At 51.4% G+C, this 23,087-nt stretch carries 21 protein-coding genes and 2 pseudogenes; 12 read left to right on the forward strand and 11 right to left on the reverse strand.

What is annotated here, in order from left to right; translation table 11 throughout:
• The first annotated feature begins 37 nt into the window (after positions 1-37).
• Positions 38-289, forward strand: a complete 252-nt coding sequence (locus N1249_RS11205) for a DUF1471 domain-containing protein (RefSeq protein WP_259837850.1) — start codon at positions 38-40, stop codon at positions 287-289.
• Between the two features lie 14 nt (positions 290-303).
• Here the strand turns inward: N1249_RS11205 and N1249_RS11210 are convergent, their stop codons facing one another.
• A complete protein-coding gene (locus N1249_RS11210) occupies positions 304-1,491 on the reverse strand; it encodes an OmpP1/FadL family transporter (RefSeq protein WP_259837852.1) in 1,188 nt (395 codons plus the stop codon).
• Positions 1,492-1,516: 25 nt separating this feature from the next.
• On the reverse strand, positions 1,517-2,038 hold the full coding sequence (locus N1249_RS11215) for a hypothetical protein (RefSeq protein WP_259837853.1): 522 nt from the start codon (positions 2,036-2,038) through the stop codon (positions 1,517-1,519).
• Positions 2,039-2,226: 188 nt separating this feature from the next.
• Between N1249_RS11215 and N1249_RS11220 the strand changes: the two are divergent.
• From N1249_RS11220 to N1249_RS11250, 7 genes and pseudogenes are all read left to right on the forward strand, one after another.
• Positions 2,227-2,786: pseudogene (locus tag N1249_RS11220) on the forward strand (hypothetical protein).
• Positions 2,787-2,951: 165 nt separating this feature from the next.
• The gene (locus tag N1249_RS11225) at positions 2,952-3,629 is read left to right on the forward strand and encodes a type 1 glutamine amidotransferase domain-containing protein (protein WP_259837854.1); all 678 of its coding nucleotides are present in this window, start codon (positions 2,952-2,954) and stop codon (positions 3,627-3,629) included.
• 143 nt (positions 3,630-3,772) lie between these two features.
• Positions 3,773-4,513 (forward strand): nitroreductase family protein, encoded by a 741-nt coding sequence (locus N1249_RS11230; protein ID WP_259837881.1) that lies wholly within the window; start codon positions 3,773-3,775, stop codon positions 4,511-4,513.
• 409 nt (positions 4,514-4,922) lie between these two features.
• On the forward strand, positions 4,923-5,177 hold the full coding sequence (locus N1249_RS11235) for a DUF1471 domain-containing protein (protein WP_259837883.1): 255 nt from the start codon (positions 4,923-4,925) through the stop codon (positions 5,175-5,177).
• Between the two features lie 69 nt (positions 5,178-5,246).
• The gene (locus N1249_RS11240; protein ID WP_259837886.1) at positions 5,247-5,588 is read left to right on the forward strand and encodes a helix-turn-helix domain-containing protein; all 342 of its coding nucleotides are present in this window, start codon (positions 5,247-5,249) and stop codon (positions 5,586-5,588) included.
• A gap of 29 nt (positions 5,589-5,617) precedes the next feature.
• A complete protein-coding gene (locus N1249_RS11245; RefSeq protein WP_259837888.1) occupies positions 5,618-6,793 on the forward strand; it encodes an efflux RND transporter periplasmic adaptor subunit in 1,176 nt (391 codons plus the stop codon).
• A complete protein-coding gene (locus N1249_RS11250; protein WP_259837890.1) occupies positions 6,793-9,921 on the forward strand; it encodes an efflux RND transporter permease subunit in 3,129 nt (1,042 codons plus the stop codon). Before N1249_RS11245 ends, N1249_RS11250 begins: the two co-directional genes overlap by 1 nt.
• Positions 9,922-9,991: 70 nt before the next feature.
• Here the strand turns inward: N1249_RS11250 and N1249_RS11255 are convergent, their stop codons facing one another.
• Entirely contained in the window at positions 9,992-11,380 is a 1,389-nt protein-coding gene (locus N1249_RS11255; protein ID WP_259837892.1) for a hypothetical protein, read from the reverse strand.
• Positions 11,381-11,629: 249 nt separating this feature from the next.
• Between N1249_RS11255 and N1249_RS11260 the strand changes: the two genes are divergently transcribed.
• Complete coding sequence (locus tag N1249_RS11260; protein WP_259837894.1) at positions 11,630-11,917, forward strand: VF530 family protein; 288 nt, start codon at positions 11,630-11,632, stop codon at positions 11,915-11,917.
• A gap of 7 nt (positions 11,918-11,924) precedes the next feature.
• A complete protein-coding gene (locus N1249_RS11265) occupies positions 11,925-13,217 on the forward strand; it encodes a glycoside hydrolase family 10 protein (RefSeq protein ID WP_259837896.1) in 1,293 nt (430 codons plus the stop codon).
• A gap of 80 nt (positions 13,218-13,297) precedes the next feature.
• On the opposite strand, the gene dsbG is transcribed toward N1249_RS11265, so the two are convergent.
• The 8 genes and pseudogenes from dsbG to N1249_RS11305 all read right to left on the reverse strand — a co-directional run bounded on the left by dsbG (position 13,298) and on the right by N1249_RS11305 (position 21,362).
• A complete protein-coding gene (dsbG, locus tag N1249_RS11270; RefSeq protein ID WP_259837898.1) occupies positions 13,298-14,059 on the reverse strand; it encodes a thiol:disulfide interchange protein DsbG in 762 nt (253 codons plus the stop codon).
• Positions 14,060-14,192: 133 nt separating this feature from the next.
• Complete coding sequence (locus N1249_RS11275) at positions 14,193-14,882, reverse strand: VIT family protein (protein WP_259837900.1); 690 nt, start codon at positions 14,880-14,882, stop codon at positions 14,193-14,195.
• Between the two features lie 70 nt (positions 14,883-14,952).
• Positions 14,953-15,534, reverse strand: a pseudogene (locus N1249_RS11280) (cytochrome b/b6 domain-containing protein).
• A gap of 107 nt (positions 15,535-15,641) precedes the next feature.
• Entirely contained in the window at positions 15,642-16,202 is a 561-nt protein-coding gene (locus tag N1249_RS11285; protein ID WP_259838097.1) for an RNA polymerase sigma factor, read from the reverse strand.
• Between the two features lie 5 nt (positions 16,203-16,207).
• Positions 16,208-16,621 (reverse strand): hypothetical protein, encoded by a 414-nt coding sequence (locus tag N1249_RS11290; protein ID WP_217186735.1) that lies wholly within the window; start codon positions 16,619-16,621, stop codon positions 16,208-16,210.
• A gap of 130 nt (positions 16,622-16,751) precedes the next feature.
• Positions 16,752-18,302: a methyl-accepting chemotaxis protein gene (locus N1249_RS11295; RefSeq protein ID WP_259837918.1), complete on the reverse strand. Its 1,551-nt coding sequence runs from the start codon at positions 18,300-18,302 to the stop codon at positions 16,752-16,754.
• 194 nt (positions 18,303-18,496) lie between these two features.
• Positions 18,497-19,711, reverse strand: coding sequence for a diguanylate phosphodiesterase (locus N1249_RS11300; RefSeq protein ID WP_259837920.1), 1,215 nt, complete (start codon positions 19,709-19,711; stop codon positions 18,497-18,499).
• 166 nt (positions 19,712-19,877) lie between these two features.
• Positions 19,878-21,362, reverse strand: coding sequence for a carboxylesterase (locus tag N1249_RS11305; protein WP_259837928.1), 1,485 nt, complete (start codon positions 21,360-21,362; stop codon positions 19,878-19,880).
• Positions 21,363-21,629: 267 nt separating this feature from the next.
• On the opposite strand from N1249_RS11305, the gene N1249_RS11310 reads away from it, so the two are divergent.
• Together N1249_RS11310 and ddpX are read left to right on the forward strand one after the other, a co-directional pair.
• Positions 21,630-22,484 carry a MurR/RpiR family transcriptional regulator gene (locus N1249_RS11310; RefSeq protein ID WP_259837929.1) on the forward strand — a complete coding sequence of 285 codons (855 nt, stop codon included), beginning with the start codon at positions 21,630-21,632 and terminating at the stop codon, positions 22,482-22,484.
• A 12-nt stretch (positions 22,485-22,496) separates the two neighbouring features.
• Entirely contained in the window at positions 22,497-23,072 is a 576-nt protein-coding gene (ddpX, locus tag N1249_RS11315; protein ID WP_166715330.1) for a D-alanyl-D-alanine dipeptidase, read from the forward strand.
• Positions 23,073-23,087 lie beyond the last annotated feature (15 nt).

Here is a 23,087-nt window from a genome sequence, read left to right on the forward strand (position 1 = left end):
CCAGTTTTAAAGATAGCGTTTAAAAGAGGTACCAGATATGAAAGCACTGCTTATTGCAACATTGGTGATGGGTTCCATTTCAGCGAATGCCGCATTTGCGGCTCAGGAAATTAACCATGCCGATGGCAAAGAAAAAATTGGCGTAATCTCAGCCAGCAATGCCTATACGCTTGACGATTTATCAAATGCACTTTCTCGTAAGGCTGATGAGCAAGGTGCTACGTCATTTAGAATTCTCTCTACATCGGGAAATAACAGGTTGCACGGAGTTGCGGAAATATATAAATAATCCACAATACCCACTCAGAACTGGTAACTGTAGTTCACACTGGCGAACCATAGCCAGGGATTATCATAGCTTCCTTTAAATACCTCAGGCGACTGCACCTGGGAAGATTGCATATGCAGATACGACACCGCGAAACCGATATTGCTTTGCGGTGTCACCTGATATTGCGCCCCTGTTGCAAATCGCCATTCATCACCGGTTGGTAAAGACAGCGCAATATCACTTTGTGACTTATAAATGGTGCTATCAAATGCCACGCCTGCATTTACTCGCCATAGTTCAGTCAGGCGATACTGCACACCAAGCGCTGTATGCCAGGAGTCTTTCAGCCGATTTTTCCGATCAACATCCTGCCCGGCAATCGTAATCTGTGGGCTGCCGAACTGGCTCCAGTCCTGCCAGCCAAGGTCACCCATCACTGACCATTGTTTATTAACGTCGTGTACCACACTTAACATGATTTGTTGCGGGGCTCTGATTTGCGCAGAGATTGGCAGATCATATTCAACATTGGGTAAGTTGGGGAAACGGGCTTTACCATTAATGTTAAAGTCATATTCCGTCTTACTGGTCCAGGCAATACCGGCTCGTGTCTGATCGGTAATCTCCATCAGTAAACCCAGACGATAACTCAACGCCCAGTCATGATCTTTCTCCGTTACATCATCACCATCGACATTACGGGTCAGTGAGAGGAAACCATAGTTAACATTAACAGAACCCCCTACTGAAACACGGTCACTGAGTTTATAAGCCAGTGATGGACTCAATGTCATGGCAACCATGGTGCTCTTTTTAATAAGTCGATCCCCTGCCCAGTTGCCAAAATCAATCCCCAGACCATAGTTACCATACAGTCCAATACCGGCATAAACATCGTCATTAAGCTTTTGTGCGTAGAACGCGCTGGCGTTAGGGAAAAAATGCATGATATCGCCAGGACTTTTGCGCCCTGATTCATCATCCAGCTTATAGGAAATGTCACCGTCCATGGCCTGCAAGCCACCCGTAAACATATGATCAGGAAGTCGCGTCATTCCTGCGGGGTTAGTGACAATGGTTGAGGGATCTTGAGCGCGTGCCGCCTGCCCGGCTCCGGCAAGCGCCGTGTCTTCCGTAGCAATTTCATAAAAATAGAGTGCGCTTGCATGGGTTGTTTGTGACAGAAATAATCCCAGATAAACCAGTGTTATTTTCTTCATTTGCCACTTGCGTTAGGTAATTTTATTATTCACTCTCTTGAAAACTGGGGAGTTCACCATAGTTGATTCTTATCCCCTGCAATTCATCAATGATCGCCTCACTAATATCCTGACCACTTTCTGAAGTCACACTCTGGTCTTTATTAAAGACCACTGAATAATGGTTTTTAACGCGATACGACTCAACAACCCGGGTGATCTCATTCTGGCTAATCATGCGAATGCGGCCCGCTTCGACGCGGAGTTTATTGCTTAGGCTGGCTTTTTCGAGCAATCCGATTTCGCGACGCTGGGGCTCAGGCAGGGCTGAATTCTTCAGTTGCGCGCTTCTCTCTGCTTCCTGAGCCAGCAGAGTGACCTTTTCGGTTCTGAGTTTCTCTTGCTGCATGATTGATGATTCATTCAATACCCGCGTATAGCTGACGTAGGCAACGCCCGGCCTTTTGTCACTGACTTTAACGTTATTGAGGAAGATAAAATAAATGACCAGACAGAGAGCGATTAACAGAAAAACAAAAAGGCGCATCGAGAATTTTTTTGTCTTCATTATTGGATCCGTAATTTAGCGTTTCACCTTGAAAGAATATATTCGCTACTGAAGATCACCTGAGATTTTCTCACCATCAGGAATAAAAATTGAGTATAACAAGTATCCCCGTTTGCGCGTCGCAAACTACTGACAGTTGCAAGCCTTGCCCTATAGTTAAATGACACTTTCGTACCCCGGGACTGGTCATGAACTCAGATGCCCTTTGTCTGCGCGGATTATTGCTAGCACTACTGCTCATGAATACCGAGGGGATGGCCGCAGACGACCATCGAATCAAACAACGAGCAGATGCTGTCCTGACGCTAATGAGTTTTATGGTGGTTCCTGATATTACAGCCAGCGATCTGAATATCGAGACGGGTACTAATGAAAGTAATGAGCTCACAATCACCCAGTTTGGCGGCGGCGCGACAATGAGTGATACATTCCCGATCTACCTGGAAGGTGCGCTGGGCTATAGCCGCTACGATCCAAAGTTCGTGCTAAGTAACGGCACAGATACACGGCGCATTCCCACCAAATGGAACAGCCTGACATCAACCGGCGGTGTCGGCTGGGATTTCCCGGTGTACCGTGACAGCCACGGTGGAAACTGGGTTTTAACAGCCTGAGTTCGGTGGGTGTAGGGCTCGAACTGGACAGCAGTCAGTACCCTGTATTTATCACCCGCACGCGACTTGTGGCACGCTACATGTTTGGGCATGACACCAGTGGTTACGGGATTGGCCTGGCGATGAGTTTTTGAATGCAGTACGTTTGCGGTTTACACCCGCCTCCCAGCGCCATCAATATGTTCAATCAGGATCTGTTTTGCATATGCCACGCGTGGTTGTAACCATATCAGGCTGTAACCGATCGTTTTTACAAAACTGATTTCGCCCCTGTCTTACAACATTATCGGGAGATAGCAATGAAAGTATTAATGGTTCTGACCTCTCACAGTGAACTGGGTAACACCGGTAAAAAAACCGGCTTCTGGCTTGAAGAGTTTGCCGCCCCGTATTACGTGTTCAAAGATGCTGGCGCAGAAATTGTGCTGGCCTCTCCGGCCGCTGGCCGGCCACCGCTGGATCCGAAAAGTGATTTAGCCGATTTTCAGACCGAACTGACGCATCGTTTCAAAGCCGACCCGGCAGCACAGCATGAACTTGCCAACACAGTAAAACTCGACACCGTACGTCAGGAGGATTTTGACACCGTGTTCTATCCTGGCGGCCACGGCCCACTGTGGGATCTGGCGGAGTCGAAGACCTCCATCGCACTGATTGAAGCCTTCACCCGCGCCGGTAAACCAACGGGCTTCGTCTGCCACGCACCGGGCGTGCTGCGTCATGTTAAAGCCGCAAATGGCGAGCCGCTGATCAAAGGCCGACAGGTGACGGGCTTTACCAATGGCGAAGAAGCTGATGTGGAGTTGACCGGTGTTGTGCCTTTCCTGATTGAAGATGCCTTTATCGCACTGGGCGCGCACTACCAGAAAGGCCCGAACTGGGCACCGTTTATTGTCGAAGACGGCAAACTGATCACCGGGCAGAACCCGGCCAGCTCCGAAGGTGTCGCCAAAGCTCTTGTTGCGCAGCTGAGTTAACCACCAGCCCGGCCATCAATCCCCGATGGCCAGGATCATCATGGTCAATGTGCGTCAGTACTTTTCGCCTGCATTCCGCAAAGAGTGTTAAATGAAAAACGGCTGAGGGCTGTTAGGATTTTGTGATTAACACCGGAGAATCTATGAACACCATTATTGACCTGTTTAACGACCATAAGAGCGAGCGCAGTTTTACCGATAAAGCCATCGATGACGCCACGCTCGACCGTATTCTCAGCACCGCCTGGAACGCCCCTACCTCAGTCCATTCCCAGCAGGTTTCAGTGGTCGTCACGCGAGATGCACAAAAGCGCGCAGAGATTTCCCGTATTGCGGGCGGCCAGCCGTGGATTGCCAAAGCACCGGTATTCGTCACCTTCGTGCTGGATATGCACAAAACCGAAGTGGGCATGAAGCTCGCTGGCAAGCAACAGGTAGCCCATCAAAGTATCGAGAGCCTTGTTGCCGGCGCAACCGACGTGGGTATCGCGTTGGGTTCGGTAATGGCAGCAGCCCGTTCCGAAGGTCTGGGGATCGTGCCGATTGGCGGTATCCGCCTGCATCCTCAGGCGCTGATCGATCTGCTCGGTCTGCCGGAACACACCTACCCGGTTGCCGGTGTGGTGATTGGACACGTCGATGTCCCGTCCCATCATAAACCGCGTCTTCCTTTGGAGACGTTCCGCCATGACGAAACCTACGTTACCGATGGGCTGGAAGAAAAAATCACCCGCTACAATCAGCAGATGACCGATCACTGGCAGGCCATTAATCGCCCTGACGGTGAAACATGGAGTGAAAGCGTGAGCGGTTATTACCAGCACGTTTATTTCCCGGACGTGCTGCCTTCGCTGCTGAAACAAGGATTTGGGGTGGATAAATAGGCTGCCTAATGCGGTCAAACCCTGATTGATTGCTTTACTCCGACATTGCCAGCAAACCGGCGTCCAGACTAATTCCCTTTAATCTCGATAGTGGCCAACAACGCCCCTATGTTGGCCAGATCACGTGCACGAATTCCAGGTTATATGCGGAATAAGTACACTGCCTAAGAGTTTCCCGTCCTCGTAATCATCGGTTATCTCCAGCATCAACTTATCTTGTTACGTAATTAATAAAAGCACATTTTGTGACAGGAATCGCATAAAGAGTTAAATTTCAGGTTTTTCAAGAGCCTATTAATGATAAATATTCATAAGTGTTAGCGGCGAGGATGTCTTAATCAAGTTAACCAAAATCGTTACTATGTTCTCGTTCCGTTATATTTCCGTAGTTATATCTCTGAGGTTACAGATGAAAACCATTATTATCACTTTATCCACTCTTTTCGCACTGTTTACCGCAGGTAGCGCCTTCTCTGCACAAATTGTGAATAACGATGCCGGGAAAGAAAAAATTGGCGTTGTTTCCGCTGGCGGTGCCACAACGCTTGACGAGCTGGTTGCCAGTCTTTCCGCTCAGGCAGATAAAAAAGGGGCCACCTATTTCAAAGTTATTTCCACTTCTGGCGCCAATAAAATGCATGGCGTAGCAGAAATATACAAATAATTCAGAAGTCATCTCCAGTGACAATCATTTTACTGAGTGTTTTAGTTGATTTAACAAATGAGACTGTAAATGATTAGACTGGATAACTTAATATCTGAAATTACGCAGTGGATAGACGATAACATTCACCAACCATTAAGCATCGAGGATGTTGCGGCGCGCGCTGGATATTCTAAATGGCATCTTCAGCGCGTCTTCGTTCAAATGAAGGGTGAAAACATTGCCGCGTATATCAGGGACAGAAAACTGACGTTAGCTGCAAACGATCTTGTTAAAAGTCATGATAAGATCCTTGATATCAGCTTTCGCTATGGCTTTGATTCTCAGCAATCATTTACCCGTTCATTCTCCAGAAAATACCGAATCCCACCGCAAAAATATCGTCGTTTGTATGCCGAAAGGCATTACTAATACTGTTCTAATAATAAGAGTTAACATTTATGAAAAGTTCGGTGGCTTATACGCCTCTGGCGATGCTATGCATTTGCGCTTTATCTACGGGGCTAACTGGGTGCGATAATAAAGCTGTTTCCTCTTCCGGCAAAGATGAGAACCCGGAAGTGATTGTCGAAACCCTAAAGTCCGCTCCTCTTTCCATGACACGCGATCTCCCTGCCCGTACGGTGGCCTCACGCATTGCGGAAATTCGCCCGCAGGTGTCAGGCATTGTATTGTCCAGGGATTTTACAGAAGGAAGTGACATCAGTGCAGGTCAGGCGCTTTATCATATCGACTCCGCGGTATTTCGCGCAGCGGTGGATAACGCCAGAGCGGCTGTTAACCAGGCGACTGCACAGTCACAACTCGCCCAGGCTACGCTCTCTCGCTATCGCGCATTGAGCGGCAAAAATTATGTCAGCCGTCAGGATCTCGATCAGGCTCAGGCTACCGCTCAGCAGTCTCATGCGGCCATTGACGCTGCCCGTGCGGCGCTTCGCTCTGCTGAAATAGACCTTAAACACAGCGTCGTCACATCGCCTGTGGATGGTCAAATTGGTCTGTCGAGCGTGACGGAAGGTGCACTTGTTCAGAACGGGCAAGCAACCGCGTTGGCGACCGTGCAGCAGTTAGATCCTATGTATGTCGACATCACCCAGCCCAGTGACGATTTTTTGCGCCTGCAACAGGCGCTGGCACAGGGGCAGATTAAGCAGGTCGACGGTAAAGTCCCGGTTCATTTACTCATGCAGAACGGGACGCCGTACCCTTTAAGCGGAACGCTGGCCTTCTCGGATGTCACCGTCGATCAGACAACGGGTGCCATCACTTTACGCGCCATTATTCCTAACCCGGAACATCAACTGTTGCCTGGCATGTTTGTCCGCGCGCGGCTTGATGAAGGCGTCACCCCCAACGCGCTGCTGATTGCTCAACAGGCCATTTCCCGCACACCGCGTGGCGATGCGACGGCTCTCGTCGTCGACCACGAAAATCGGGTTCAACGCCGCACGGTGGTCGTGACTCAAACCGTAGGTGACCGCTGGCATGTCGCCCGCGGTTTAGAAGCAGGTGAACGCGTCATTGTCTCCGGTAGCCAGCGCGTTAAAGAGGGAGAAACTGTGACGCCCCATGAGCGTGCCATCTCCACAGGTTCGTCTTCTCAGGAATCATTCTGATGTCAAAATTTTTTATTAACCGCCCTATTTTCGCCTGGGTGCTGGCAATCATTGTGATGATTGCCGGGGGCATTGCGATCCTGGGATTACCCGTAGAGCAATATCCTGATGTCGCCCCAACGGCAGTGCAGATCCGTGTAAATTATCCGGGCGCGGATGCCACCACGCTTCAGAACAGCGTAACCCAGGTCATCGAACAGAATATGACGGGTCTTGATGGCCTGATGTATATGTCCTCCACCAGCGATTCCTCAGGAACGCTACAGCTGACCTTATCCTTTAAAAATGGAACCGACCCGGATATCGCTCAGGTCCAGGTCCAGAACAAATTGCAAGTTGCCACCCCGCTGCTGCCTCAGGAAGTGCAGCAACAAGGGATCACGGTAATGAAATCATCCAGCACGTTTTTCCTTGTCCCCGGTTTTGTAGACGAAAGCGGGCGCATGAGCATGGAAGACATTGCTGATTTTGTGGCCTCCACAATTAAAGACCCCATCAGCCGTATTGAGGGTGTGGGTGATACCACATTGTTTGGCTCACAGTATGCAATGCGCGTCTGGCTTGACCCGAATAAGCTTAATAATTATCAGCTTACGCCTGTTGATGTGACCAATGTGATCAAGGTGCAGAATGCGCAAATTGCAGCCGGACAGTTAGGTGGTGCCCCTGCGATTAAGGGCCAGCAACTCAATGCGTCGATTATCGCCCAGACGCGACTTTCCTCTCCTGAGGAGTTCGGGGATATTTTACTGAAGGTCAACAACGATGGATCACAGGTTAAATTACACGATGTCGCCAAGATTGAACGCGGTGGTGAAAACTATCAGTTCGTGGTGAAAATTAACGGTAAACCCGCATCCGCACTTGGGATCCAGCTCGCGAGCGGGGCCAATGCGATGGATACCGCCAAAGCCATTCGCGCCAAACTGACGGAACTGGAACCTTATTATCCGCAAGGACTAAAGGTTGTTTATCCCTATGATACGACCCCGTTTATCAGCATCTCGATTCATGAGGTGGTGAAAACACTATTTGAGGCGATTATTCTCGTCTTCCTGGTGATGTACCTGTTCCTGCAAAGCTTCCGGGCGACATTGATACCGACAATTGCCGTACCGGTGGTTCTGTTGGGTACGTTTGGGATCCTCAGTGCGCTGGGTTACTCCATCAACACCCTGACAATGTTTGGAATGGTGTTAGCCATTGGGTTACTGGTTGATGACGCAATTGTCGTGGTGGAAAACGTAGAGCGAGTGATGGCTGAAGAGGGGCTAAAACCCCGCGCGGCAACACGAAAATCCATGGATCAGATCCAGGGCGCTCTCGTCGGCATTGCACTGGTGCTGTCGGCAGTCTTTATTCCCATGGCCTTTTTCGGTGGCAGTACAGGGGTTATCTACAGACAGTTTTCCATCACCATTGTCTCAGCGATGGTTCTGTCGGTACTGGTTGCCCTGACCCTGACGCCCGCACTGTGTGCCACCCTTCTGAAACCGGTTAAACCCGGCGAGCACACGAAAAATCGTGGACTGTTCGGCTGGTTTAACCGCCGCTTTGAGGCCAGTAGTTCGCATTATTCACGCGCTATCGCACGGATGCTGAACAGTACAGGTCGCTACCTGATCGTCTACGGCGTTATTGTCCTGGGCCTGGCCTTACTGTTTGCCCGCCTGCCAACGGCGTTTCTTCCTTCAGAAGATCAGGGTGTACTGGCAACACAGGCTGTTCTGCCCGCAGGTGCCACGCAGGAACGCTCCCAGCTGATTTTGGATCAGATCAATGACTGGTATTTGAATGAGGAAAAACAAAACGTTGCCAACGTACTGACGGTAAACGGCTTTGGTTTTGCCGGTCGAGGACAGAATATCGGTATCGCCTTTATCGGCCTGAAAGACTGGTCTGAGCGTGAGGGAAGTGAAAACAGCGTTGATGCGATTGCGGCAAGAGCTAATCAGGCCTTTTCAAAGCTAATCGATGCCCAGATCGCCGCGTTCAACCTGCCCCCGATTATTGCACTGGGTAACGCCACCGGCTTTGACTTTGAGCTGACAGACCAGGGAGGGGTCGGGCATGAAAAATTAATGGAAGCACGAAATATGTTGCTGCAGATGGCTCAGCAACACCCTGATGTATTGATGGCCGTGCGACCAAACGGACTGGAAGATACACCACAATATCGGGTGAATATTGATCAGCACAAAGCGTCTGCTCTGGGCGTATCGCTGGACGATATCAACACGACCCTCAGCACTGCCTGGGCCGGAAGCTACGTGAATGATTTTATGGATCGTGGCAGGGTTAAAAAAGTCTATGTGATGAGTGACGCTGCATGGCGCATGATGCCTGAAGATCTGAATAACTGGTATGTCCGCGCAGGCAACGGTAAGATGGTTCCTTTTGCCAGTTTTGCTGAAGCACAGTGGGTTTATGGCTCACCGCGTCTTGAACGCTACAACGGTTTGTCTTCCCTTGAAATTCTTGGGCAACCTGCACCAGGGCGAAGTTCTGGTGAAGCGATGGCGCTGATGGAGCAACTGGCATCCACACTGCCTGAAGGCATTGGCCATGACTGGACCGGAATGTCTTATCAGGAACGCCTCAGCGGAGAGCAAGCACCGGCACTTTATGCGCTGTCATTGATTATCGTCTTTCTGTGTCTGGCCGCACTGTATGAAAGCTGGTCAATACCCTTCGCGGTTATGCTGGTCGTTCCACTGGGTGTCTTTGGCGCTTTGCTGGCGACGACGCTACGCGGGCTAAACAATGATGTTTACTTCGTTGTCGGTCTGCTGACGACCATTGGCCTATCAGCTAAAAACGCCATCCTGATTGTTGAATTTGCCAACGACCTGATGATGAAAGAAGGCAAAGGACTGATTGAAGCTACACTCGAAGCGGCACATATGCGCCTGCGACCTATCCTTATGACCTCACTGGCCTTTATTCTGGGGGTGTTACCACTGGCTTTAGGGCGTGGTGCCGGCTCCGGTGCGCAGAACGCGGTCGGTACTGGCGTCATTGGCGGAATGGTCGCAGCAACGCTGCTGGCTATCTATTTTGTACCGGTCTTCTTCGTGGTGGTGCGGCGCCGTTTCAGCGGTAAACGCATTACCGAGGATGATGAATAACACATCTTACCGCCGGGGATATCAAGCCTCCGGCGGCTACCTTAATACGTTTTGGCATAATCAAAGCGATTTAATATTTAAGAAAGTCCTGTAGCTGCTTCGACCAATAGTAGGGAATGATTTTTTTAACCGTTACGCCCTTAAAACGCTCGTCGGCCTTCCATTCACCGCCCTTACTTTTGACCACAACAGCCCCTTCTGCGCCTACGCCAATCAGGTCGCCGTTTTCGCACTCAGCATAAGAAGCGACGTCAGGCTCCAGGGCGTGTTTTTTATCTTCAAATGCTGAGTTGAAGTTCTTATCGTCACTGTTAAACAATATGGATCCCGGTATAACAAATATACGACCGGTCTTGTCTTTTATGCGCATCAGTGAGTATCTGCTCATATCGGGGGCATCATAAAATGCCACCGGCGAGATACCGTCAAACGTAAACTTAACAAAACCCTCTTTTCCGGCGCAGAGTATTTCAGTGGGCAACAGATAACACTTCTCCCGGTTATCGATATAAACATCCAGTATTTTACCTCTGGTATCGTCATCCAGTTTTTGATAATTGTCCGTGAGTGGTCCCGCCACGAAACTCCAGTTATCAGTAAAGGTGTAAGCCTGAACAGAACCGTTTTGATGCAAGACCAGGGGGTAGCCAAGATCAAGGACGAGCGCCGTTATTTTATCCTTGAATTCATTAACAACTGAGAGGTCACTCCCATCAAAAAACAGCACCCTGTTTTTCGAATCCAGCATCAACCCGCCTTTTTTGAGTCTAAAGGGGACGTTATTGAAGCTGTATTCAACAGATTGCGTAATAAGCGTTCTTACCCTGAATTTATCATCTTTATCTTTTAGAGTGCTGTGTAGTCTCAGCATGTATGACACTGCATACGCGTGGCTACCCTGCTCTTCAAATGAGACATCACATTCAGGAAACGAGAGTGATTGATACAAGCCATGAGTGCATTTAACATGCCTGTAGCCATCCATATGGCGGGTTTCATGAACGATTATCGTGGCCAGCTGAGAAACAGGCACCCTTCCATTAAGAATACACAGACGGATAATTTTATCCGGTTTTTCAGGGTCGAGGACCGCGCCGCCTTCATTGAATCCGCATAAGCTGGAGTTATCCGGCATGAGAATTATTTTTTTAACCTTTTCGTTTATATAGGCAAAGAAATCAATACGATTTTCATCAGGCGCGTTTTTGATTTTTTGTTCAGAAACGGTCTTGATCTGCTCCAGTGCCAATACGGTTTTTTTAAACGCATCTTTATCGCACTTATCCGCTACCGTGTATTTTTTCGTCTCCTTGCCCGTATCATCGATGGCCGTAATGTCGAACCGGGAGAGCATGGACTTGACCAGGCCAGGAGACAAACATATGTCTTTCTCAACTGCATACGCAGTAGCGCAGGAACAAAGCATAAGCAGGACGACTATAGGTTTAAAAAATGACATCTCCGGGCCCCTTTTTTATCGTTATGGCAGCGTGTAGCAATAAGCACTTATGCATCTGATTTGAAGCGTAGCGCAAAACCCTGACCCGTAATCGCCAGATGAAGGGCAGAAACCGCAGATAACCGTATTGAGTCGGGTCTGGTTCTGCCTGGCCGGGTTTCTGTCAGTGAAATACGCCATTTCATTGCCGCTTTCCCTGCTTTCTTGTACCCTTTTATCGTTCATCCCTCCCCGTATATATGAGACAACATGACAGCACACACTTCGAAAGATCCTTTGCATGGCGTAACGCTGGAAATGCAAGTCAATGCGCTGGTTGCCCGCTATGGCTGGAGTGAGTTGGGAAAAATCATCAATATCAACTGTTTTAAAAACGATCCAAGTGTCAAATCGAGTTTAAAATTTCTGCGCAGAACGCCCTGGGCGCGTGCCGAAGTTGAAGCCCTGTATCTCGATTCTCTCAGTGATGATGCCACCGAAGAACCGGATGTTCTCGCCTTTAACCCTTGGGCAAATAGTCGGATTACTAAGAGCTAAAACGTAAATGTCGCTACACGTAAAACGGATTGGTGCGCTTATTGGCTGCGCACTTTTACTTGTTAGTTGCTCCTCAAAACCACCCAAATCGCTCGTGACTCCCCTCCCTCCGGTGAGTAAACCGGGTCAGCAGGCAAACGAACCGATGCGCGGCATCTGGCTGGCCACCGTTTCGCGCCTGGACTGGCCGCCGGTGGCATCGGTAAATGTCAGCAGTGCAGACCGACGCATTGAAATGCAAAAGCAGGCGCTCAAAGACAAGCTGGATAAGCTGAAAAGCCTCGGTATCAACACCGTGTTTTTCCAGGTTAAACCTGACAGTACCGCGCTTTGGGCATCTAAAATCCTCCCCTGGTCCGATATGATGACCGGAAATATTGGCGAATACCCGGGTTACGATCCGCTGCAATTTATGCTCGATGAAGCGCATAAACGCGGGATGAAAGTCCATGCCTGGTTTAACCCGTACCGGGTATCCACTAACACAAAACCGTCTACCGTTGCGGCGCTCAACAGAACCGCATCGCAAAGCCCCGCCAGCGTGTTTGTGCAGCATCCTGACTGGATCCGGACTGCTGGCGATCGCTTTGTGCTCGACCCGGGCATCCCGGCGGTGCGCGACTGGATCACCGCGGTGGTGACTGAAGTTGTCGCCAGTTACGCGATAGACGGCGTGCAATTCGATGACTATTTCTACACCGAAACACCGGGTTCCGCGCTGAATGACAGCCAGACCTTCCGGCAATACGGCCAGGGTTTTGCTTCCAAAGCAGACTGGCGCAGGCACAATACGCAGCAGTTGATTGCGCAGGTGTCTAAAGCCATCAAACAGCAGAGACCTGATGTCGCGTTTGGCGTGAGCCCTGCCGGGGTGTGGCGTAACCGCTCGTTTGATCCTGCGGGTTCAGACACCCGTGGAGCCGCCGCTTATGATGAGTCATACGCTGACACCCGTCTTTGGGTGCAGCAAGGTTTGCTGGATTACATCGCGCCACAGATTTACTGGCCGTTCTCCCGCAGCGCGGCACGTTATGATGTGCTGACGAAATGGTGGGCAGACGTCGTCAAACCTACCCATACGCGTCTTTACATCGGTATCGCGTTCTATAAAGTGGGCGAGCCATCCAGAAATGAGCCGGACTGGACGGTGAATGGCGGTGTACCGGAGCTGAAAAAACAGCTCGATTTGAACGAATCTTTGCCTAACGTCAGCGGCACGATCCTCTTCCGGGAAGATTACCTCAACCAGCCTCAGACTCAGGACGCGGTCAGCTACCTCAGGACCCGCTGGGGAAGTTAATCCATCAGGCAGAAACCGCGGATTTCTGCCTGTTTACCTGCGCTGCCTGCATATCTGAAAAGACAAGACCGGCTGCTGGGTTACTGGGGTTTCGGCCCAAACATCTCCAGAAGCTGTTTTTCGTCTGGCATCCCGACCACCTGCTGAAGCTCATTTTTAGCATTCAGATAATAAATGGCTGGTGTGGCATTGGCCCCCAGCGAGTCCATAAGCTTCTGATGCTGTTGCAGGATATTAAAGGCCGCGTGTGAGGTATCGCCTTGTGTTTTCGGCAGCGTTTTACCGCCGGAAAGCTCATAGTCCCGCCAGGCGCTGACAGGATCTTCCGCATTCAGAATGGCGGAGGCATTACGCCCGCTGTTCGGATTGAGAAACGCAACCAGCAGCGTATTCAGCTGGACCTTGCCGGCTTTCACCCAGGGCTGAGCCTCAGACCAGAACGCCTTGCAATACGGGCAGAACGGATCGGCAAAGACGAATACCTTACGCGGGGCAGTATCTGCGCCCTCTTTCAGCGGATGTGCCGCATTGAGCGTTTTCCACATCTCTTTGCCCAGCGGAATGTAGATTTCCTTCTGGAAGTATTCTTCGCTCAGGTTTTTCCCTTTATCATCATAAAGATAACCAGAGATCACATGCTTGCCGTCCGGCGTTAAAAAAAGCGTAACGCCCATGTCCTGATATTGACCTACCCAGCCCGGCGCCCCGCCAGGTGCATCAATTTTCTTAATAATTTTAATACCTTGCTGCTCGCTGAAGTTCTTCACCACGTCAGGAACGGCATCAGTTGCGTGTGCCAGCCCGGAAACCGCCAGCACTGAAAGTAACAGTAATTTCTTCATTCTCATCTCCGGCATTATCGGGGGCCGCCGTAGACCCCTTTAGCTTTGGATTATCCAGCGCGTACTGTTCCGCAAAAGTGCGACAGAATCAACCCGCCGTAATGGAAGTGTGAGGTTGAAATTGAAAGGAATTTTATAGCAGCGCCTGCCCGGCGAGATGACCAATACCTGTCGATGCCGCCATTGCCATAGCGCTCCAGAAGGTAATACGGATGATGGGTTTGACGGGAGAAGCTTTACTGACAACTGAAGAAATATAGCCAAGTGCTGCCAGCGAAAAAAGGGTGGAAAGAATAACAGACAAATAAACCAGCTTTGCCGGAGCAATCCATGCCACGAGTAACGGCAGCACCGCACCGGCGGAAAAACTCAGTGCTGAAAAGAGCGCGGCCTGAAGCGGCTGGGCGGCATTTGTCCCGGTCAGCCCGAGCTCTTCCCGGGCATGGGCATCCAGCGCATCTTTCACCATGAGTTGCTCCGCAACCTGGTGGGCGAGCCCTGGCTCCAGACCACGTTGTATATACAGTGCCGTCAGCTCCCGCACTTCTCCGTGATAATCAGTTTCCAGTTCCCTTCTTTCCTGCGCGAGTGCTGCGTCCTCCGTATCTGACTGCGATGAAACTGACACATATTCCCCGGTGGCCATCGACATCGCGCCAGCCACCAGGCCAGCTACACCGGCCAGTAAAACCCCGGAGGGGGCCGTATTTGCCGACGCGACGCCCAGAACCAGGCTTGCCGTCGACACAATGCCGTCGTTGGCCCCCAGAACCGCAGCCCTTAGCCATCCAACGCTTTCAATACTGTGTCGTTCAGGATGCATAATTCTGGTTTCCTGTACCCAGGTGCGGATAATTGAAAATGATTGAATAAGTATAATCAACTTAGCCGCTTTACCCGGTAACAGAATTTTTCCTTTGGCTGCGGACGGTAAGGAATATATGAATCAGCCCCATCGCACCGTGCGCCCAGAAATAAGTCTCAATAAAAACCGTCAGGAATTAATGAAAATGCAGCACGTTTTCTGCCAGCGCTGATGACGGCCCGTAAAGGGTATTAAGTACAAACCAGAGTCCACCACACAGGGCAACACCCAGCAGTGCCAGCACGCCAAGCCCCTGAATTATGGCCGCGATCCCACCGGCATGAGCTTCTGGAAGACGGAATGAAAAAAGCAGCTTAACGTCTTCAATTACCCCTTTAAAATCAAGGGCCAGCCAGGCGAAGTAGTAACGAAATCCTCGCTGCTTCAGCATCCAGCCAAGCATAATGATGCCAAGAACAATCAGCGCCAGACCGGATATAACATGGAACCATGTGACGATGCCGGTCAGTGAGAAATTATTCAGTGCCTCGCTTTCGGTAAGGTTTGAATTCACTATCTGCAACAAAACCAATACGGCCACAATAATATGCAGCACCCGAAAAAAAGGTGTGTCCTGGTGCGGAAGAGCATTGCGTATTTTTTCGTTCATCATTCAGCCATTCTGTCAGGGATTAACCTTGCCAGTATTACGCCTGTTAATTAACGAAACCTTAACGCCGTAAACAACGAAATAATGATCCATTTTCTCAGACGCCCTCACACCCCGGTCAGGGCATCATATATATCCCGCAGCCGGGTGCGCAGATACTGCACGGCTTTATGTTTGCGGGATAAAAGCGTCTGTACGCTGACACCAGACTCCTCCGCCAGCGCTTTCATGCTATAGCCCTGAAGCTCCGTTTTTTCGAATACCTCTCGCTGAAGCGGCGGCAGTTCAGACAATGCCTGCCCGAGCTCTTCCCACAGCAGCGTTTTCAGATACTCCTCTTCCGGCGTATTCGGCACGCCAAAGAGCGTTTCTGCAATCTCATCTTCGGCAAAATCCCCGTCGTCATCGGCCGTGAAATAACCGGAAAGCGGTAATTCCCGTTTCTTGCGTGCCCTGTCGGTCATTTCATTGCGCGCCGCACGAAACAGCCATGCGGCGACGTTCTCGACCGGCTGCTCAACGTTCATCAGTTGGTAAGTCACTTCCTGCACAATATCGTCGGCATCATCGCGTACGGTACTTCGCCCGCGAATAAAGGCTTTCAACCGGGCACGACAGGCACTGAGCGCCGACACCAGCAATGATTCGCCAGCCATCCCGGTTTTCATCTCACTCACTCGGCTTCCGGCGCTTTTGCCGCGCTGTCATCCCGTTTGTCTTCACGATGTCCGCGCCAGCCGCAGTGACCGTGGCGGCCAAAACCGTCGCGACGTTGCTGGATGAAGGCTTCCCGCTGCTCAGGCGTCATTTTCATCCAGCGCTCATGCATCCGGCGATGCGCGCCAAACATGCCCGGACGGAAACCAAGGCCACCAAACAGAATACGGCACAGAACCAATAATCCCAGCGCCTGCCAGAATCCAATGGCTTTAACACCCAGAATGGCTGGCAGAAGCGCGTTCCACAGGGACATCACCAGCAGGCCAAGCACCACAAACAACACCGCGCCAATCACCAGGGCTTTACCCATACGATGACGACCAAAACCGCGCCCGTGGCCTCTTGCGTGCATATCAAAATCTCTCATTTTTTTACCTCATTACAGTAACTGATTATGGCTTGTGATGAGGTAGACGAATCAGCGAGAAGAATATTGCTAAAAAAATGAAAAATATCAGAGGGTGTTTTCAGGGGGATTACTCCCCCTGACAGGAGAGTTACGCCCGCGCAGGCAGGCTAAAGCTTGAAATGCTGTGTGACAGATGTTGCGCCTGCTCTTCCAGAGATGCCGCCGCGGCGGCAGATTCCTGTACCAGCGCGGCGTTTTGCTGCGTGACGCCATCCATCTCGGTTACGGCCTGGCCCACCTGGCCAATTCCCCGGCTCTGCTCTTCAGAAGCCACGGAGATCTGCTCCATCAGCGTATTCACTTTATTCACCGACGTGATGATCGAGTCGATCACCTCCCCTGAGCGGTTCACCAGCTCTGCACCATTCTTAACGCTGGCGACCGACTGGGCGATCAGGCTTTCGATATCCTTCGCGGCAACCGCACTCTTCTGGGCAAGCGTACGGACTTCACTGGCGACAACCGCAAATCCACGCCCCTGCGTTCCGGCGCGCGCCGCTTCAACCGCCGCATTCAGCGCCAGGATGTTGGTCTGGAACGCGATGCTGTTAATGACGCTGGTAATATCTTCAATACGTTTTGAGTTGGACGCGATGGTGTTCATCGTTTCGATAACTTCACGCGTGACGGCTTCACCGGTATGGGCGTTTTTCACCGCGTCCTGCACCAGCTTGCCTGCCTGATTGACGTTTTCAGTGTTATTGGCCACGGTCGCGCTCAGCTCTTCCATGCTGGCGGCGGTCTGGGTCAGGGCGGAAGCTTGCTGTTCGGTACGTGAGGCCAGGTCGATATTCCCGGAGGCAATTTCCTGTGCGGCATGGGTTACCGTATGGCTGGCATCGCGAACCTGAGAGATGGTATCAAGCAGCGCGAGACGCATCTGCTCCATCGAGCCCATCAGGTTGTCGATCTCATTGCTGGAGTTGGCTTTCACCGGTACAGGCTGAGTCAGCTCTCCGGCGGCAATCTGGCTACAATGCTCGCGGGCCAGGTTTACTGGGGCAAAAATAACGCGTTTCATCAGCAGGCTGACGGCAATAATCACCGCCACAAACAGAATGGCAAACGTGGCGATAAGCCACAGACCCGAAACAAAATTGCTGCGCGCATCTTCGTTCAGGTTTTTGGCGTATTTCTGGTGAACCGACAGCACCTGATCGAGCACGATTTCGTATTTACGGTCGAGCTGAGAAACCGCAGTGATAAGTGCATTGAATTTCGGCACATCATGCGCTTGTGCGGCGTTAATCAGCGGCTCCAGCCCCTGATTACGATAGTTTTGCCAGGCATCCTGATACGCGCTGACCAGCGGGGCTTCGTCCTGCAGACGCGGTGCGGCCATAAAGGCGGCAAAGGCGCTATCGGCTTTTTCCAGCGCCGCTTTAACAGACGACAGTTTCTCAGCCTGATCGGCTGAATCCCCTGCTTCCACCATTTTCACGTACTCCATAACCCTTACGCGCAACGTACGGCTATGGTTAATGGGGTCGATAATGGATAACACGACCTGGATTTCTTTGTTCACATCATCCAGCGAGTTATTACTTTTAATGATGAGCCGGACGCTGGTAAACGTGCTGGCGACAAAGAAAAACAGCAAGGAGAACAGGATAATGAGGGACGATTTTTTCAACGACATGGACAGATACCTTAGGGATAGAGATTACCTATGGTTATCGGCTTTTCCATAACATTATTTAATTAAAATTATTACATTATTAAGTAAAGTCACCACACTATCACTCTGTTTAATATCAATGAGTTATTGATAATAATGGGTGGTGAAAATATTTATTTTAGTGTCCAAAATTAATCTGTTTGTTGGCTAATGAATTAACAGGCAACCTGCGGCCAGTGGATATCACCGACACCATTAAGCTGTGGCCGCGCAAACAAGAATCCCTGGAAACGACGGATACCGGCAGACTCAAGCCAGCACCACTCTTCTATCTTCTCGATCCCTTCCGCCACCAGCGAAATTTCCATGTCGGTACAGCAGCTGACAATTGATTTCACAATCGCCTGTTTCGGCCCGCTTAAATGAATATTGCTGACGATCTCCCGGTCGATCTTGATCTTGTCCGGCTGGAACCGGGTCAACAGAGAAAGCCCGGCATAGCCGGAGCCAAAATCATCAATCGCCAGGCCAATACCTTCGGCACGCAGCTGTTTAATGGCGCTGTTAAACTGGTTAAAGCCGGAGATCATCTCGTTTTCCGTCACCTCTATAACCACCTGCTCGGGCTGGAGCCCGTGAAGCTTGATTTGATCCACCAAAAACTCCACCGCCCCCGGGACATTCACCAGCGACATGGGCAGAAGGTTAACCGCGATTTTATGGCCGCCAATGCCAATTTTTTCGGCCAGCGCAAACGCATACGCCTTGGTCTGAAGGTCCACTTCATAGACTTTATCCTGATCGAGCGCCCTGAAGAAATGCTCGGGGCTACCACCGTCATTGCTGCGGATCAGGGCTTCAAGTGAGGAGATTTTACCTTCGCCGGGTTCGACAATGGGTTGCAAGGCAAACTGGCAAAACTGATTCGCTATCGGCACGCCTACACTCTCGCTAAAACGGGTGTTTTCTTTTGCCAGTGTCCATTTATCGGCACTTAACGCAGTGCCTGAATGCGAGGTTCTTTTCCGGGTGATAAACGACTGGATAAATTTAAACACCCGATCATCAGATGCCAGATAACTTTCCAGTTTGCTGTAATGCAGGACCGATTCCAGCACTGCACTGGGGGATTCAATACGCAGGTCAAAAAGCAACATACCGACATTTTCGAAGCGTCTGCGCGGGCCGTAGTCCCGCATCAGCTCAACCACATCGTTGTGTCGTTTATCGTCACGGATCCGATGAAACAGCTTAACGACGTTCTCTTCAGCGCCTTCCAGAATTTGCAGAATGTCATGTCCGTTGAACAGCAAAATCCCGGTGATGTTCAGCAACGCATTGCGATGTCTGGCTTTCTTGACCAGAGCGCTAAGCTGAATAGATTTACAGGATGAATTTAACTGGCTTCGATAAATGAGTGTAGTAAGCACAGAAACTGTTCCCGATGTAATTTTTACGCCTGTAACCTCTTGTTTAGCATACTTTCTCAATGCCGACTAATTATATTGCTGCTATAAATTGTTTTAAGATTTTCCGGGTTAAACATAAGTGAAATTGATTAAAAGTTTGCTTATGTCGTCATCAGTGATGGCCAGGTTACTTTGTATCTTCCCCTCCGATATGCCTGTCGATCCGCTGCTGCATATAGCCATAAAAAGGATTCGATGTGACACGCATAAGGGTGTCCTTGCCAACGCTCAGTACCGATGTCTCACCCCACAGCGAAACGGTTCCCAGACTGACGCCATACTGGTTTCTCACCTTCGGACGGCTGCCGTACAACGAGTCGTCGGGCGGGAATGGCACCGCGATATGCGACAGCGAATACACATCCTGCGGGTACGGCGTGTTTAAGGGGACAACCTGCGCCTCCAGGCTCCCGGCTGGCGTGGTTCTGGCGATGGTGTCGAACGTGTGGGCGCTGGCGTTGGTAATAACTGTGACACTGTAACGCCTTACGGCAGCGGGCAATAGCTCAGAGAAAGCCGTCCATGACGATGCCCTGAACAGCGGGCGGAAAATGGCGGCCTGATTGATATCAAACATCACCAGCTCGCTGCCGTTTGCAGGGAGCTGGTCGAACAGTTCGGTGACCACTGCCCGGGTACTGACCGTTGAATCCATCACAGACTGAAATGCTATCACAGGCGGTAACGCGGCCAGCCTGTTCTCTTTTGCGTCGCGGCTGAGCTGTTGTTGCAGCGCCTGGGTCAGTAACCAGGACTGACGGGCGGCATTAACCGGGAATGAATTGTATTTATAGGGGTTATACTCCGGGGCGATATTCAGCCAGGCCGCTTTCGCAAATGCCGGCAGCATCGCAGGTAAACCAGCAAACCCGGCAAAACGCGCAAACGCCGTGACGCCGATCATCGGGGAAAGTAATACCAGCTGCTGCGGTTTGCGAAGCTTGGGGGAATCCAGGCTATCGAGCGCATATTTCATGGCCAGCGCCCCGCCGTTGGAATAGCCCACCAGATGCAGCGGCATATTATCCCCCGCCAGACGTGTCGCTTCTCTTACCGCAAGCCGCGTCACCGCAAGCCAGGTTTCCCAGTCGACATCCGTGAGAGCGCCAGGTGCCGTTCCGTGCCCTGGCAGACGTGGGGCAACCGCCACAAATCCCCGCTGTTGATAATCAACCGCAAGACGCCGGACGCTATAGGGTGAATCCGTCAGCCCATGCAGCAGCACCACGGCCCCGCGCGGCTTCCCGGCGGGCATCAGAACAAAAGAACGGTTAGCGTCAGGCGAAAACTGACCGGGCCACACCAGGCTTTGACGGTAAAAACGGTTAAGCGGTGTACGCTCGCTCGCCTCGATTTTATCCGTCACCTGACTGCGCAGGTCACTAAAAATGGCGTTTTCCCGGGTGAGGTATTGCGTAAAGCTGGCGCGGTCAATCTCTGCGACCGACATCTCATCTGCGGTCCAGGTATGCCATACATGCAGTGCCGGCCCTTTTTGCGAGGCATAAATGCGGATCGCGAGCAGCACAATCAGCACCACGCCTATCACCAGCGCAATTCTCTTTGCAAGTACCATCAGACGCATACTGATGCGCCACGGCAGGTTAGCCATGCCGATATCCCTTTCCTGTTCACGATACCTTTTATCTTAACAAAAATGTGAAGGCACTGACGTATTCACCAAAATCATACCCGGCCATCCGCTCACTGCACCAAAAGTGAACTACGCTGCACAAATGTTGATCATTGGTTAAACAAATATTGCATTAACTTTGCAGCACAGGCGAAAAACCACGCCATGTGAACATGGCACGCGCCGTGCATTGTTAATCAGGTAACAACAACCCGGCGTTTGACAGCCTGTTAACAGCGAGGCGGCATGACGATAAAACCCGAGATGATGAGCCGCATTGAAGCGACCTTCAGCCAGCTCACGCCCAGTGAAAAACGCGTGGCGAGCTGGATGCTGGCGCATGGTGCGCAAATTCCGTTTGAAACAGCGGAAAGCGTTGCCCTGGCGACCGGAACCAGCGGGATCACCGTGGGCCGCTTCCTGCGTAAGCTAGGCTATCGCAATCTGGAAGACGCCAAAAAAAGTCTGCGCGATCCTTATCAGCCCTGGGGAATGAACGAGCGCCTCGACTCCTGGCAACAGCAGCGCCCGCTCTCTGATCGGGTTCAGCATTCGTTATCGCTTGAAGTAGACGCCATTACCCAGGTTTATCAGCTGGCGCAAAGTGACACCTTTAAACAGGTCGTTCACCGCTTAACCCATGCCGATGCGGTATTCGTGCTGGGGATCCAGTCGACACGCGGGATAGCCAACGCCTTCTTCAGCCATCTGGAATATCTGCGCCCGCGCGTCAGCTATTCGGAAGGGTTGTCCGGCAGCTGGGTTGAGTCGCTGAACTCCGGGTTTACGCACCCCTATATCGTGCTGACCGATACCCGCGCCTACTCTGCCATCGCCCGTCAGTACTGCCGCGTGGCGAGTGAAAAGAATATTCCCATGGCGCTTATCACCGACATCTGGTGCCCGTGGGCGCGGGATTACCCTGTCGACCTGCTCCAGGTGAAAACCGATACCGGTCATTTCTGGGATTCGCTGGCACCGGTGAGCTGTCTGTTCAACCTGCTGCTGTCGGGCGTGGTGGAAGCGCTGGGTGATGTGCTCCCGGCACGTCTGGCAGTCAACCGACAATTACAACAAGAGTTTGGTCAATTCGAACGCTAAAGGAGCGGAGCTATGCCCGAAGAGTGTCAACTGGTAGATGTGGCGAAAACCTTTCCCACGCTGCATATCGATCTTAAATACGCGACAGCCGACAACATTACCGGCCACCCTATCTACCGGGAAGCCTTGTGCCTGCTGCATCCCGATGCCACCACCGCGCTGGCGAAGGCCATCAGTATCGCCACGCTGGCCGGGCTGAAACTGGTGGTATACGACGCCTACCGGCCACAGCAGGCGCAGGCGCAACTCTGGGACGCCTGCCCGAACCCGGAATACGTGGTTGACGTGGCCATTGGCTCTAACCACAGCCGCGGCACCGCCATCGACGTCACCCTGATGGACGAACACGACAACATACTGGATATGGGTGCCGGGTTTGACGAAATGCATGACCGCTCGCACCCCTATCACCCCTCTGTGCCGCCGCAGGCACAGCGTAACCGCCTGCTGCTTAACGCCATTATGTTTGGCGGCGGCTTTGTGGGGATCAGCAGCGAATGGTGGCACTTTGAACTACCGAACGCCGCCAGCTACCCCCTTCTTGACGATCGTTTTGACTGTTTTCCGTTGACGCACACATCCCTTTAAATCTGGAGCTTTGCT

Source organism: Enterobacter sp. CP102 (genome assembly GCF_025152625.1).
Taxonomy (GTDB): Bacteria; Pseudomonadota; Gammaproteobacteria; order Enterobacterales; family Enterobacteriaceae; genus Enterobacter; species Enterobacter soli.

What these genes read in the sequence shown, in the direction of transcription:
- N1249_RS11205 (WP_259837850.1), top strand. Translation starts at nt 38, where the DNA reads ATGAAAGCACTGCTTATTGCAACATTGGTGATGGGTTCCATTTCAGCG.
- N1249_RS11210 (WP_259837852.1), bottom strand. Translation starts at nt 1,491, where the DNA reads ATGAAGAAAATAACACTGGTTTATCTGGGATTATTTCTGTCACAAACA.
- N1249_RS11215 (WP_259837853.1), bottom strand. Translation starts at nt 2,038, where the DNA reads ATGAAGACAAAAAAATTCTCGATGCGCCTTTTTGTTTTTCTGTTAATC.
- N1249_RS11225 (WP_259837854.1), top strand. Translation starts at nt 2,952, where the DNA reads ATGAAAGTATTAATGGTTCTGACCTCTCACAGTGAACTGGGTAACACC.
- N1249_RS11230 (WP_259837881.1), top strand. Translation starts at nt 3,773, where the DNA reads ATGAACACCATTATTGACCTGTTTAACGACCATAAGAGCGAGCGCAGT.
- N1249_RS11235 (WP_259837883.1), top strand. Translation starts at nt 4,923, where the DNA reads ATGAAAACCATTATTATCACTTTATCCACTCTTTTCGCACTGTTTACC.
- N1249_RS11240 (WP_259837886.1), top strand. Translation starts at nt 5,247, where the DNA reads ATGATTAGACTGGATAACTTAATATCTGAAATTACGCAGTGGATAGAC.
- N1249_RS11245 (WP_259837888.1), top strand. Translation starts at nt 5,618, where the DNA reads ATGAAAAGTTCGGTGGCTTATACGCCTCTGGCGATGCTATGCATTTGC.
- N1249_RS11250 (WP_259837890.1), top strand. Translation starts at nt 6,793, where the DNA reads ATGTCAAAATTTTTTATTAACCGCCCTATTTTCGCCTGGGTGCTGGCA.
- N1249_RS11255 (WP_259837892.1), bottom strand. Translation starts at nt 11,380, where the DNA reads ATGTCATTTTTTAAACCTATAGTCGTCCTGCTTATGCTTTGTTCCTGC.
- N1249_RS11260 (WP_259837894.1), top strand. Translation starts at nt 11,630, where the DNA reads ATGACAGCACACACTTCGAAAGATCCTTTGCATGGCGTAACGCTGGAA.
- N1249_RS11265 (WP_259837896.1), top strand. Translation starts at nt 11,925, where the DNA reads ATGTCGCTACACGTAAAACGGATTGGTGCGCTTATTGGCTGCGCACTT.
- dsbG (WP_259837898.1), bottom strand. Translation starts at nt 14,059, where the DNA reads ATGAAGAAATTACTGTTACTTTCAGTGCTGGCGGTTTCCGGGCTGGCA.
- N1249_RS11275 (WP_259837900.1), bottom strand. Translation starts at nt 14,882, where the DNA reads ATGCATCCTGAACGACACAGTATTGAAAGCGTTGGATGGCTAAGGGCT.
- N1249_RS11285 (WP_259838097.1), bottom strand. Translation starts at nt 16,202, where the DNA reads ATGAAAACCGGGATGGCTGGCGAATCATTGCTGGTGTCGGCGCTCAGT.
- N1249_RS11290 (WP_217186735.1), bottom strand. Translation starts at nt 16,621, where the DNA reads ATGAGAGATTTTGATATGCACGCAAGAGGCCACGGGCGCGGTTTTGGT.
- N1249_RS11295 (WP_259837918.1), bottom strand. Translation starts at nt 18,302, where the DNA reads ATGTCGTTGAAAAAATCGTCCCTCATTATCCTGTTCTCCTTGCTGTTT.
- N1249_RS11305 (WP_259837928.1), bottom strand. Translation starts at nt 21,362, where the DNA reads ATGGCTAACCTGCCGTGGCGCATCAGTATGCGTCTGATGGTACTTGCA.
- N1249_RS11310 (WP_259837929.1), top strand. Translation starts at nt 21,630, where the DNA reads ATGACGATAAAACCCGAGATGATGAGCCGCATTGAAGCGACCTTCAGC.
- ddpX (WP_166715330.1), top strand. Translation starts at nt 22,497, where the DNA reads ATGCCCGAAGAGTGTCAACTGGTAGATGTGGCGAAAACCTTTCCCACG.